The organism is Bacillota bacterium (genome assembly GCA_018818595.1).
Lineage (GTDB): Bacteria > Bacillota_I > Bacilli_A > Izemoplasmatales > Hujiaoplasmataceae > JAHIRM01.
This window is the reverse complement of record JAHIRM010000035.1, coordinates 15,773-28,455: the sequence shown is the minus strand read 5'-3', so window position 1 is coordinate 28,455 and position 12,683 is coordinate 15,773. Positions and strand designations below refer to the sequence as shown.

Sequence of the window (12,683 nt, the reverse complement as noted above, 5' to 3'; positions counted from 1 at the left end):
ATTATTCCTCTTTTCCATATCTTTTCATAAAAATATCATACAACGTAGGCGATTCTCTTAATAAATTTAAGGTCAATTCCGCATGATTTTCCGTATACCCATTTCCAATAATCATTGTAGCTTCACTGGCAATTCCTTCTGCGCCAAGCGCAGCTTTTGTAAAGGAGGTTGCCATACTAAAAAAGTATACAATCCCAGTATTTTTTGTAGGCAAAATTGACGTCATCTCCGTGTTTGGAATATTCACTACATTAATAGTAATATCTACTAGTTCGTTTTGATTTACCTGTAACACTTTTTCATATATTTCCATCGGATTTCTAGCATCGCCAATTATAATTTGATGACAAACATCTAATCTTTGTAATTCTTCTAATTGACTTTCGTCATATATTACTCCAATGACATTCCCTTTTTCTCCTGTGTTTTTTCTTGCTTGGTATGCACATAATAATCCGCTCTTCCCAGACGCGCCCAAAATTAAAACGCTTTGTCCTTTCTTTACAAGACGGTTTACTTGTGCCGGAGCTCCAGCGACATCTAAAGCAGAAAGAACTAAATGTGAAGGTAAATCTGAAGGTATTTTAGCATAAATTCCAGTTTCAAATAAGATGGCTTCTCCAATAATGTCTACTTGATCCTTTTCAGGATGAATCTGTAAAATTTTATGAATCTTTAGCGGTGTTAGAGACAACGAAACCAACGATGCAATTTCATCACCAATTTTCAAATCTTTTTTAAGAGAAGATCCTATTTCTTTAACCGTTCCCAGAAGCATTCCTCCAGAACCTGTAACAGGATTTTGCATTTTCCCTCTCATAGATACAATAGAAAGAATCATTTCACTCATAGCTTCTATATTTCCGTTTGACACGTTCTTTATTTGTGTAAAAGAAGCTGAATCAATATTTAATGTTTTTACATCAATTAAGATTTCATTGTCTTGACAAATCATTGTATTATCAAGAATATCCGCTCCTTGAGGTAATGCTTTTAAAGGAGAAAGAACTCGATGTGTTCCATATTTACATAGTTTATTCATACTTCACTCCATTCCTAGAATTTCTCTCGCTTCTTTTGGCGAAGCAATTTCTCGATGATGTTTTTTTGCAATATCAACGATTTTATATACTAATTCAGCATTTGAAGATGCTAATCGGTTCTTTTCAATGTATAAGTTGTCTTCTAGACCAACTCGAACGTGTCCACCTTGAATAATGGATTCTTCTGCTAAAGAAAATTCGAATTTTCCAATTCCAGCCACACTAAAAGTAGCTTCTTCAGGAATGCTTTCTTTTAAAAAGCGAAAATCTCTTTGTTCTCCTGACATTCCTCCGTTTACTCCAAGAACAAAACTAAAACGTAAGGGCGAGATAATATATCCTTTTCTGTATAACCTTAACACTGTATCAACATGCCCTTTTTCAAAACATTCTAATTCATAAGGAACCTTTTTTTCATGCATCGTTTTAGCGAAATATATAATATCGTTTTCTGTATTAACAAAAATATCATCTCCACCAAAATTTAGTGTTCCACAATCTAAAGTTGCCATTTCAGGGTTTAGGTTCAAAGGAGCAAGTCTTTCTGTTCTTGACATGCCTAAAGCGCCGCCTGTGGAAACTTGGATAATAACATCAGGACATTTTTCTTTAATGGCATGAATCAATTCTTGAAACCGATTTTCATCTTGAGTTGGTGAACCGTCATCCATTCTTGCATGTAAATGAATAATGCTAGCTCCCGCAAGATAAGCATTATATGCTTCTCTTACATTTTCATCTATTGTATAAGGAACTGCAGGATTTTGTTCCTTCGTCACTTCTGCTCCCGTAATGGCGCAAGTAATAATTAATTTTGTCATCATTTTCGTTGAAGTGATTTTGGAACAACACAAGTTCCTGTGGCGCTTGCGACTAATAATTTATTTTCTAATACACTTGCAGCACTTGGAGAAATGGAAGGCATCGCTTGAATAACTTTATAACAAGAAAACTCCATTTTTCTTGAAGTGTTTCCAATATGTGTGATTTCACCATATACTTCTAAATAATCTCCTGCATAAACTGGAGCGAAAAAATCAACTTGATCATAAGCTCTAAATAACCCTTCATCTCCATCGTTTGTAATTAATAATTCAGTCGCTACATCACCAAAAAGACCAAGAATACGAGCCCCATCAACTAGATTTCCGCCATAGTGAGCATCTTGAAATGACATTCTAACACGTAACATTGTTTTCATTTTTATATTCCTTTCATCGGGATGACATCTTTTATAATTAAAGCGGCTCCCGTAGCTTGTCTTATCTCTTCAATCGTATAATCTGGATGAATTTCTAACAAATGCAGTCCATCATTTTCTACAGAAATGACCGCCATTTCTGTTACAATTAGATTTGCTTGTTTAAATGCCGTTAGTGGTAACATGCATTCTTTTAATATTTTTGGTTTTCCTTTGTTTGTATGAGTCATTGCGATAATTACTTTTCTAGCACCTACCACCAAATCCATTGCTCCACCCATTCCTGGCACTTTTTTACCAGGAATAATCCAAGAAGCAAGACTTCCTACTTCATCCACTTCTAAAGCTCCTAAAACGGTAATATCAATATGTCCTCCTCGGATCAAAGAAAAAGATAGTAAAGAATCAATAAAAGATCCTCCTGGTAAGATTGTAGCTTTATTTCCTCCCGCATTCACAAGATTTGTTTCTTCTTCGGTTAATGGTCCTAGTCCAATCACTCCGTTTTCAGCTTGAAATGTGATATTTTTATTATGGTCTATATAATCCGCAACCAAAGTAGGAATTCCAATTCCTAAATTAACTAAATCTCCATCTTTTAATTCTAAAGAAATTCTTTTAGCAATTATTTGTTTATCATCCATGAGTTTCATCCTCCAAAATATAGTCAACCAAAGGAAAAGGAGTGATAATACACTCAGGATCTAGCATTTCAACTCGTTTGACTGCATCTACCACAACAAGATCTGAAGCAAGTGCCATTACCGGATTAAAATTTCTCATTGTTTGAATAAACTGAAGATTTCCAAATTTATCTGCAATTGCTCCTCCAATTAAAGAAATATCCGCTCTTAAAGGTTCTTCTAATAAGTAATCTATTCCTCGAACCGTAATTACACATTTGTTTACTTCAACCAAAGTATTAAGACCGGTTGGTGTTAAAATCCCCCCAAGCCCTGCTCCTCCAGCTCTAATTCGTTCCACTAACGTTCCTTGAGGAACCAAAATCACTTCCATTTCATTGGTTTGCATTAACGTTCCAACAAATGGATTTGTTCCTATGTGAGATGCGATTAATTTTTTAACACGCTGTTTTGCAATTAATTTCCCGACTCCTAAATTTTCAAATCCACCATCATTGCAAATAATTGTCAAATCTTTGACATTACTTTCTAGCACTAAATCGATGAGTCTTTCCGGACTACCATTGCTTAAAAATCCACCAACCATCAAAACAATTCCGTCTTTTAAAAGTGATTTAAAATCTTCTTTAGTTATTAACCCTTTCATTAGTCCTCCTTATCGAGGTGGCATAATTTCTGCTTCTCCCAATACTACACATTCTTCGTATTGGTTCGTCGCAACACATTCAAATACCACTCTATTTCGTTCGCTGATTATCTCTTTTACTGTAACTTTTGCATTAATTGTGTCTCCAAAAAACACGGGTTTTGTAAATTTTAATGATTGTTTTGTATAAATACTTCCAAGTCCAGGCAGTTTAACTCCAAATATAGTGCTAAACAATGCCCCTACAAACATTCCATGAACGATCCGTTTCTTAAAAATACTGTTTTTAGCATATTCTTCGTCCATATGTGCAGGATTTAAGTCTCCAGTAATTTTACCAAACAATTCAACATCTTCAAGTGTGAACGTTTTTGTAAATGTTTCGGTCTGACCGACTTTTATTTCTTCAAGCGTAAATCCTTTCATAATAGCCCTCCTTCCACAAAAAAAAGCCGCTATATTTTTACAATATAACAGCTCTCCATCATTGATGGCAGTATTTAAGCATTCGCTCACATACCAAGAGTTTGACAGATTAACCCATCATCTCTTTCGGCAATATATTCCTTTTTTTATCGCATCTAAGGTTTATCTTATTTTCATCGATAAAATACCAATATATCGCGCCTCTGTGTGTATTAAATTTAACTTCATTATACCCAATAATGTAAGCGTTGTCAACCTTCTTTTAACACAATCGCACATGTAACAAAAAGATAATTGACCAACGAAGACTTTTATAAAAATAGTTATTTTAGAGGAGTAAAATACTGAAACGCCTTTGGGATAGAATAAACCTTCTTAATGTCTTGTAACGAGACCCATTCATACAAATCAGTCTTTGGTTTTGAAAGAACTTCAATGTTGTATCCAATCAAGTACCATTCCAAATGAGAAAATATATGTTTTTTTTCTTCTAAATCAAATATATTAGAATAACTATATCCTTCATTTTGTAAAAGAAGTATGACTTCTTCTTTTGATAAATAATTCTCAAAATTAGGATACTCCCATAAGTTTGATAATAATCCTCTTTCCAATCTTTTATGAATTGCATATAACCCATTATAGTGAAGTAAAAGAATCGTTTTATATTCAATTCTTCTTGCATTATTTATCTTTTTAGCAGGAATAATTTGTAATAAGTCTTCTCTATATGCCATACAGTCAAATTGAAAAGGGCAATTTAAACAGTTTGGTTTCCCTTTTGGCAAACAAATAATTGCTCCAATTTCCATCAAAGCTTGATTAAAATCACCAACACGTTTGTCTGGTAAAAGTTGTTTCACTTTTTCTTCAATTTTCTTTTTTACGATTTTATCATTTAATACATTTTGAAATTTAAATATTCTTGCGATTACTCTTAAAACATTTCCATCAATTGCAGGATATTTTTTATTAAACGCAATGGAAGAAATAGCTCCAGCTGAATAAGGACCAATTCCGGGTAGCATTATTAATTCTTCATACGTTGAAGGAATCACTCCATCGAATTCATTCATAATGATATTTGCTGCTTTTTTTAGATTTTTTGCTCGATTATAATAGCCTAATCCTTGCCATAACTTGTACAATTCATCGTCAGTAATTTTCGCAAGGATTGTCACCTCTGGAATTCTTTTAACAAACTCTGCAAAATATGGAATAACCGTTTCCACCCTTGTTTGTTGAAGCATCATTTCGGAAATCCAAACGCGAAAAGCGGTTGGGTCATCTCTCCAAGGCAAAGATCTTTTTTGAATATCATACCAATTAATTAGCAAGTTATAGAATTTTATTTTAGTTAATGTCACGTTGTTTTACCCCTTTTTTTTAGCCAATGAATTGAGTTGAGTTTGATTTTTGACTTTCCTTTTAGCTATACAATTTATTATATACGATTCTATCTCCTTTTTTAAACTATTTAAAAAACTTGAGAAATAGTTAATCTATCTATTCCTTCCTTATAAAGTGAAAACGGTCTCTTAATCTATCTACAAGTAATATTTTTCATATTTTTAAAATAGTGTTATAATTAAGTGAAATCGGTTACAAAAGGGGGATATAAAATTTATGAAATTATTAAAAAAATTACTTGCGATTTTCTTGTTAAGTATTGTTAGTGTAACCATTCTCTCTACTCATACAAAAGTCGCAGCATACGATACATCTACTTTAAACATCCATTATTTTCGGTATGATGACACTTATACCGGATGGAGCCTATGGTTATGGCCATATGAACCAATTGATGGCGGAGGATCAGATTACACCTTTAATGGAGAAGATTCCTTTGGAAAAACTCTCTCTCTTTCTTTAGAAGATACTCCCTTAGTTGATTCAACTTCAATTGGGATTCTCGTTCGAACCGCCGATTGGGTAAAAGACGTTTCTATTAACCGCTACATTGATTTAACGAACCCAGATGAATTTGGTACTGTAGATGTCTATTTGGTTCAAAACGACTCAACAGTCTACTATGCTTTAGAAGATGCGGATGTATCAAACAAAGTCCTTTCCGCAAGTTTTATCGACGAGGACTCTGTGTATTTCGTTACTACAAAAACAATCACCGCAGATGATGTAACACTCTACGCAGATGAAGATGAAATTGCTATTTCTAATTTTGCTATGAATGGCTATGAAGGATCTTTTGACATTACAGAAGAGGTAGATTTATTCAAAAGTTATTCTCTTGAAGTAGATTTTGGAGACGTTGATTTAGCAACTTCTGCAGTAGGATTTGATGGTTTTTATACAAGCGATGCCTTTAATGAAGCTTTTGGTTATGATGGGGACTTAGGCGCAATTTATTCAAGCGCTTCTACCACTTTTAAGCTTTGGGCTCCTGTAAGCGATGCCGTTCAATTAAATCTATATACACTGGGTCACACCGCTTCTCAAACGGATTATGATGGCATTGTAGGTGTGAATGATCCCTATCAAGTATCAGAAATGATTCTAGGAGATAAAGGGGTATGGTCCGTAACCGTTTTAGGTGATTTAGATGGCATATATTATACCTACTCTGTCACAAATGGAGAAGATGAAAACGAACTCGTTGATCCTTATGCCTTCACAGTTGGGGTCAATGGTAGTCGAGGAATGGTCATCAATTTTGATAACTATAATCCTACTGACTGGGAATCTGATGTAAGACCAGAAACTATGGTTTCTTATACTGATGCGATTATCTATGAATTACATGTTAGAGATTTTACATCTCATTCTTCTTGGAACGGAACGGAAGAATATCGTGGAAAATTTTTAGGATTAACCGAAACAGGCACAACCTATAGCTCGGTAACTACTGGATTAGATCATATTCTAGAACTAGGCGTTACACACGTTCAATTGCTTCCGGTTTTTGATCATGGTATTATTGATGAAACTAGATTAAATGACGAATCTTATTATGGTATTTATGATGGTATCTTTAACTGGGGATACATGCCAGAAAACTTTAATTCACTAGAGGGAAGTTATTCAACAGATCCTTATAATGGAGAAGTCAGAACTACAGAATTTAAAGAGTTAGTTCAAACATTCCATTCAAATGATGTAAGAGTGATTATGGATGTTGTATACAATCATACTGGAAAATCCGCTGACTCCAATTTTGATTTAATAATACCTGGATATTATTATAGAATGAACAGTGATGGAACATTTTCTAACGGAAGTGGCACTGGAAACGAAACCGCTTCAGAACGATATATGTTTAGTAAATACATGGTTGATTCCTTAAAATTTTATGCAAACGAATACCATATAGATGGATTCCGTTTTGATTTAATGAAACTTCATGACATAGAAACAATGAATGTAATCGTCGAAGAACTTCATGCAATAGATGATACAATCATTATTTTTGGAGAACCATGGACAGGTGGCACAAGTCAGCTTTCCCAAACCGATGCAGCTTATAATGCAAATTTAGATGTATTACCTGGCATTGCAGTTTTTAACGATGATACAAGAGATGGTATCAAAGGGTCTGTCTTTACAGAAGGAGACAAAGGTTTTGTTCAAGGAAGCAATTATGCTGATTCTAGAGTCATGTTAGGCGTAACCGGAGGAACCGCTCAATTAAATTTAGGTATTGGGGCTCTTCCAAAAGGAGCTTGGGCTCTTCAACCAACACAAACCATTAATTATGTAACGGCACATGATAACAATACTCTTTATGATAAATTATATTTAAGTACCTATGCACCCGCTGATCAAATTATTCGAATGCAAAGGCAAGCAAATGCTATTGTCTTAACTTCTCAGGGAATTCCGTTCTTACATGCGGGTGTTGAAATCTTACGATCAAAACCTTGTACGGTTGGTGGGGATACTTGTAATTCAAGCAATTTATTTGATCATAATTCCTATAAATCGCCTGATGAAACCAACCAAATTGATTGGAATTTAAAGGTAGACAATATTGATACTTTTAATTATTACAAAACTCTAATCTCGCTTAGAAAAATGAAACCCGTGTTTACATTGAGTACAACTGCTGAAATCACACAATCCTTAACGCTGATTCCTGATCAGGAATCTGGATTCATATCCTATTTACTAAGCGATAGTACAGACCAATGGAAGACTATTTATGTTTTACATAATAACGGAGACCAAAAACGCAAAGTCACATTGCAACTTGGAACGTGGAACGTGGTTGCTACAACCGATGAAATCGGCGAAGTCACTACTACAAGTTTCAATGATGAAACCATTTCAACTCTTTCAACGCTTTATGTTCAAAAAGGTGGAAAAACAATTGAACTCGATACAAATGAAACGTTAATTATGTATAGTTTAGAAACTGTAACATACAGCGCTCCTGCAGAAACTAATTATTTGCTACCAATTTTCATTAGCGTAGGTGCTGTTATTGTTCTTATCCCTACCATCATTATTGCAAGAAAAAAGATTTTAGTAAAATAAGTTTAATTTTATAATTAAAAACAAGGTGCAAATTTATGCACCTTGTTTCTTTATTATTTTCTAAACACAATATCTGAATTATAAACCTCTAAAATTGTTGTCGAGTAAGGAGAAAAACTAAACAATTGTCCAACACTTGAAAAATCTTCGCTTTGATAAATAATATTGAACGAATCTAAATCATGAGTAATAGCTTTTTCTTGAGAACTCATATTATGAATGACTAAATAAGTTGTTCCCTCATAACTCCTAAGATAAGTCATCAACCGGTTTTCGTCATTATCGATTAATTGAATATCTCCATACTGTATTACGCTTTCGCTTTTCTTTAATGAAATCATTTGAATATAAACATTTAGCAATGAGTTTTCATCTTCTAATTGAGAAGTAACGCCATCCAAGCTTAGATTATAAGCAGTCCAATCACTAATTCCTCCGGTTTTTCCGGTAGTGTTATAAGAACTATCTTCTCCCCAAATAAAAGGTTGTCTAATTGTTTCATCAGGCTTCACTCCACTCATTCCTAATTCTTCTCCATAATAAATCCAAGAAATTCCAGGTAAAGTTAAGAGAATTCTTGAAGCGAGTTTCATTTTATTTATGTCTTGTCCGATTTGATCAAATATTCTATTTTGATCATGATTGGTAAGGAAAACAGAATCGATGTACTCTGTTCGAATTAATCCAAAAGCATCTCTTGCATTAACCAAAGATTGAATTGCTAAAGAATCATAACCCGCCTGCAAAGAATAAATTAGTTTACTTGAAAACTCAAAATTAAATGCCGAATCCATTCCTGCATAATAATCACTAACATAATCCGAACTGATACTAGCGATTTCTCCAACAATAAAGGCGTCAGGATTTACCGACTTAACAAAACTATTTAATTCTTTGAATAACTGAACGTTCTCTGTAATGGTTGATGTTCCACTTGGATACTCATTTGAGTCATATATATGTTTTGCGGCATCTATTCTAAATCCATCAACACCCTTTAAAATCCAAAATTCAGCAATATTTTTTATTTCTTCTCTTACAAATTCATTATCAAAATTAAGCTCTGGCATTTGATCCCAAAAAGAAGCGTAATAATATTGTCCGTTATTTAAATACCAGCCGACTTTACTTGGGTAAGCCACTTTGTCAGTTAAACTATTCCAAACGTACCAATCTCGATATTCACTCGTTTGAGAACTTCTAGAATTATCAAACCAAGGATGATTATATGATGTGTGATTAATAACAAAGTCCATTAATATTTTTATGCCATTTTCTTCAGAAACATCTAATAATTCTTCATAGTCAGCCATGGTTCCAAGTTGTGGGTCAATCTCATAATAATTTGTAACATCATATTTATGATAACTCGGAGAGGTGTTTACGGGATTAATCCACAGGCAATCCACATTTAGTGTATTTTTTAAATAATCGATATTTTCTGTTATTCCCTTAATGTCTCCATACCCATCCCCATTACTATCTGCAAAAGAAATAGGAAAAATTTGATAACAAACACTTACATCGTTTAAAAAATATGAAGAAGTATCTACCATATCATAATCTATTTTCCATGATAAATCTTTTGTGGTTGTAGTGGCAATTGCTTGAGTAGTTGTTGTTGTCTGTTCATGGCACGAAACAAAAACAAACGATATGATAATCATCATAATTACAAGTATCGTCTTTTTCATATATTCATCTTCTTTCTAAGAAAAAAGGCTCTTGCGAGCCTTCTTTTTAAAATTTATTCAGTTGGTGCAACGTTGTTTTCAAGAATCCAAGCATTTGCAACGCTCACTAATTCTGTTTGAGCTTCGGTTGGAGTTTTAGTTCCATCCCATACAGCAACATAGTAGTCTTGAATATTAATGTTATAATATACGTTCATTGCTCTAATTGTAGTTGCATTAGGTAAAGAACCAGCTGGTTCTAATGTATTAAATCTCATTCCTAAAGCAAATTCTGCTTTGTTTTCAGAAGCGATATCTGGATAGATTGCAGCATCTGTTTCTAAAGCTGGTAAATAAGATGAACTAGAAACGATTGTTTCCATAACATCTTTTGTGTAAAGCCATCTTAAAACTTCAGATGAAGCTGATGGATTTTCAGTATAACCATTGATAACAAAACCTTTGGTTTTCATTAATGGAGTTAATTGAACGCCATCATAAGTTGGCATTGCAGAGAATTTAAAATCATATTCATTTGCAGTTTCTTTTCCATCAACATCTTGCCAAGTTCCAACTAAACTAAATGGATAAGCTCCATCAAGATAAGCATCCCATCTCCAGCCCATTGCTGAAGCTGCTTTTTTAGCGCCTGTATCATCAACGCTCATAGCATGAGAAGCAAATTCAACGATAAAATCTAATCCAGCTTTAAATTTAGCATCTGAAAATTCAGGGTCAGCTAAATCTCCGCCTGCGAATAATTGCCATTCGCCTGCTGTAACTGAAGAGTATCCACTCCATACTTCAGATAAAGAAATAGGGAATACTTCAAGAATAGTATTGCCATCAAATGTAGGTCTTTCAGTCCAAGCATCTGCGATTGCAAAAATTTCTTCCCAAGTATCTACTGCATCTGGAAGTCCATCTTCGTTAGCGTCTGTTAAACTAATTCCTAATGAAATTAACATTGTTTTATTCCATGAGAAAGCCATTCCATCGTAGAATGCTGGCAAGTAATATGTTCCTACTGTGTTAATAGTATCATAAACAACTTTATGAGTTTGTTCTGATCCTAAGTCAGCAAAATAATCATGAAGTCCAAGTATTGAAGCAACTCTACCAGTTACTTCGTTGTCAATGACAAGAGCTACGTCTGGAGCTTCGCCTTGAGCGGTTTCAATTCCTTGCATACCGCCGCTTTCACCATTGGCTGAACCATAGTTTCTAAAAACTAATTTGTCAGCTAAAGCTGGAAAGTCTGCATTCCATTTTTCTACCAATGCTGCTCCCATTGAATCACTGTCAACACCGATTTCAACTACCGCGCCGTCTTCCCATCTAAAATTCAAATCGGTAGCGTTCCAACAAGCTACGGTTCCGTCTGGAGTTAAACAGTCTGAATATGCACGAGTCGTGTTGCATGCTGTTAATGCAAACATTGCAATAACTAGCGTAAGAAATAATCCTAATTTTTTCACTTTAATCCTCCTATTATTTTATTTATTTTAACAATTACATTTTAACATAGAATGTAAATGCTTACAAAATAAAAACATGTGTTATCGGTTACATTTTAGATATAAAATACAAATGCACATCTAGAATAAAACGTTTTATTCTTTAATCCATCTAGAAATTTATTGAATAATATTTTATTAAATATCGATGTGATTTATATTACATATCGTTTACATCTATTGCATTGTTTCTTGAACTTTATTAACTTTGTAGTACACAAACATTAGTCTAATTGCAAACATAATAACAAACATAATGCTGGCCCAAGCTGTGATAAAGACACCTAAAACAGCGGTAAGTAATGCAGGGCCTGTCATCGATAATACAAGAATTTTAATTACAGACAAATAAGATATTTTTTTAAATTTGGCTCGATAATTAATAATCATAAACATAATAGATACAATCATCAAGTAAATTAGTGTTTGAGAAAATTGAGTTGTGTAAACCGTGAAAATCCGATCACCTATACTCGAATTGTATGTATTAGTTAAAAAAACATCGGTGACATACTCATAAAACTCTGCTTTTGTTTTGTCTCCATAATCACTTCCCATAATTTCTGAAAAATCGAATTCATTTAATAGTTTATAATCTCCACTTAAATCATACACCAAATTTTCTTCATCAATATAAACAATATATATATAATCTTGTCCAAAGAAAATTGTGGATTGACTTACATCGGTTGTATCAATAACTTCTTGAAAAATAAATTGATAATCACCAAACTGTGATGAATAAGGTTCTTCACAAGATAAAACAGATTCTGAATTGATAGAACAAGATAATTCCTCATCATACATCTCAGTAAATGCTTCATTGATTCCTTCTAAATAACCGATACTTTGAACCCCATCCATCATTCCAAAATAATTTGGAATGCATATGAGACTTATATTGATAAAAAAGATGATGACTACTAGAATAATATGATAAAGATTTGCTTTTAAAAGCGCATTATTATCAAAAAGCATTCGAAAAAGTAATTTAGTTTTGTCCATTATATTTTATCACCTATAATTTTTGAAAAGCAGTAAT

The 12,683-nt window shown here is 33.5% G+C and carries 11 protein-coding genes; 1 reads left to right on the top strand and 10 read right to left on the bottom strand.

What is annotated here, in order from left to right:
• Window position 1: 1 nt before the first annotated feature.
• The 7 genes from KJ971_06045 to mutY form a co-directional block, all read right to left on the bottom strand.
• Window positions 2-1,042 carry an L-erythro-3,5-diaminohexanoate dehydrogenase gene (locus KJ971_06045; protein MBU1145398.1) on the bottom strand — a complete coding sequence of 347 codons (1,041 nt, stop codon included), beginning with the start codon at window positions 1,040-1,042 and terminating at the stop codon, window positions 2-4.
• Window positions 1,043-1,045: 3 nt separating this feature from the next.
• Window positions 1,046-1,864, bottom strand: coding sequence for a 3-keto-5-aminohexanoate cleavage protein (locus KJ971_06040; protein MBU1145397.1), 819 nt, complete (start codon window positions 1,862-1,864; stop codon window positions 1,046-1,048).
• Window positions 1,864-2,244, bottom strand: coding sequence for a 3-aminobutyryl-CoA ammonia lyase (locus tag KJ971_06035; GenBank protein MBU1145396.1), 381 nt, complete (start codon window positions 2,242-2,244; stop codon window positions 1,864-1,866). The genes KJ971_06040 and KJ971_06035 overlap by 1 nt, the downstream gene beginning before the upstream one ends.
• A gap of 2 nt (window positions 2,245-2,246) precedes the next feature.
• Window positions 2,247-2,888 (bottom strand): 3-oxoacid CoA-transferase subunit B, encoded by a 642-nt coding sequence (locus KJ971_06030; protein MBU1145395.1) that lies wholly within the window; start codon window positions 2,886-2,888, stop codon window positions 2,247-2,249.
• Window positions 2,881-3,534, bottom strand: a complete 654-nt coding sequence (locus tag KJ971_06025; GenBank protein ID MBU1145394.1) for a 3-oxoacid CoA-transferase subunit A — start codon at window positions 3,532-3,534, stop codon at window positions 2,881-2,883. The genes KJ971_06030 and KJ971_06025 overlap by 8 nt, the downstream gene beginning before the upstream one ends.
• Window positions 3,535-3,543: 9 nt before the next feature.
• Complete coding sequence (locus KJ971_06020) at window positions 3,544-3,960, bottom strand: MaoC family dehydratase (GenBank protein MBU1145393.1); 417 nt, start codon at window positions 3,958-3,960, stop codon at window positions 3,544-3,546.
• A 323-nt stretch (window positions 3,961-4,283) separates the two neighbouring features.
• Window positions 4,284-5,327 carry an A/G-specific adenine glycosylase gene (gene mutY / locus KJ971_06015; GenBank protein MBU1145392.1) on the bottom strand — a complete coding sequence of 348 codons (1,044 nt, stop codon included), beginning with the start codon at window positions 5,325-5,327 and terminating at the stop codon, window positions 4,284-4,286.
• Window positions 5,328-5,586: 259 nt separating this feature from the next.
• Between mutY and pulA the strand changes: the two genes are divergently transcribed.
• Window positions 5,587-8,451 carry a type I pullulanase gene (gene pulA / locus KJ971_06010; GenBank protein ID MBU1145391.1) on the top strand — a complete coding sequence of 955 codons (2,865 nt, stop codon included), beginning with the start codon at window positions 5,587-5,589 and terminating at the stop codon, window positions 8,449-8,451.
• Between the two features lie 53 nt (window positions 8,452-8,504).
• Here the strand turns inward: pulA and KJ971_06005 are convergent, their stop codons facing one another.
• The 3 genes from KJ971_06005 to KJ971_05995 form a co-directional block, all read right to left on the bottom strand.
• Window positions 8,505-10,145 (bottom strand): alpha-amylase, encoded by a 1,641-nt coding sequence (locus KJ971_06005; protein MBU1145390.1) that lies wholly within the window; start codon window positions 10,143-10,145, stop codon window positions 8,505-8,507.
• 53 nt (window positions 10,146-10,198) lie between these two features.
• A complete protein-coding gene (locus KJ971_06000; protein ID MBU1145389.1) occupies window positions 10,199-11,602 on the bottom strand; it encodes an ABC transporter substrate-binding protein in 1,404 nt (467 codons plus the stop codon).
• A gap of 216 nt (window positions 11,603-11,818) precedes the next feature.
• Window positions 11,819-12,646 (bottom strand): hypothetical protein, encoded by an 828-nt coding sequence (locus KJ971_05995; protein MBU1145388.1) that lies wholly within the window; start codon window positions 12,644-12,646, stop codon window positions 11,819-11,821.
• Window positions 12,647-12,683 lie beyond the last annotated feature (37 nt).

Coding starts and splice junctions, on each gene's coding strand:
- KJ971_06045 (MBU1145398.1), bottom strand. CDS start 1,042: ATGAATAAACTATGTAAATATGGAACACATCGAGTTCTTTCTCCTTTA.
- KJ971_06040 (MBU1145397.1), bottom strand. CDS start 1,864: ATGACAAAATTAATTATTACTTGCGCCATTACGGGAGCAGAAGTGACG.
- KJ971_06035 (MBU1145396.1), bottom strand. CDS start 2,244: ATGAAAACAATGTTACGTGTTAGAATGTCATTTCAAGATGCTCACTAT.
- KJ971_06030 (MBU1145395.1), bottom strand. CDS start 2,888: ATGGATGATAAACAAATAATTGCTAAAAGAATTTCTTTAGAATTAAAA.
- KJ971_06025 (MBU1145394.1), bottom strand. CDS start 3,534: ATGAAAGGGTTAATAACTAAAGAAGATTTTAAATCACTTTTAAAAGAC.
- KJ971_06020 (MBU1145393.1), bottom strand. CDS start 3,960: ATGAAAGGATTTACGCTTGAAGAAATAAAAGTCGGTCAGACCGAAACA.
- pulA (MBU1145391.1), top strand. CDS start 5,587: ATGAAATTATTAAAAAAATTACTTGCGATTTTCTTGTTAAGTATTGTT.
- KJ971_06005 (MBU1145390.1), bottom strand. CDS start 10,145: ATGAAAAAGACGATACTTGTAATTATGATGATTATCATATCGTTTGTT.
- KJ971_05995 (MBU1145388.1), bottom strand. CDS start 12,646: ATGGACAAAACTAAATTACTTTTTCGAATGCTTTTTGATAATAATGCG.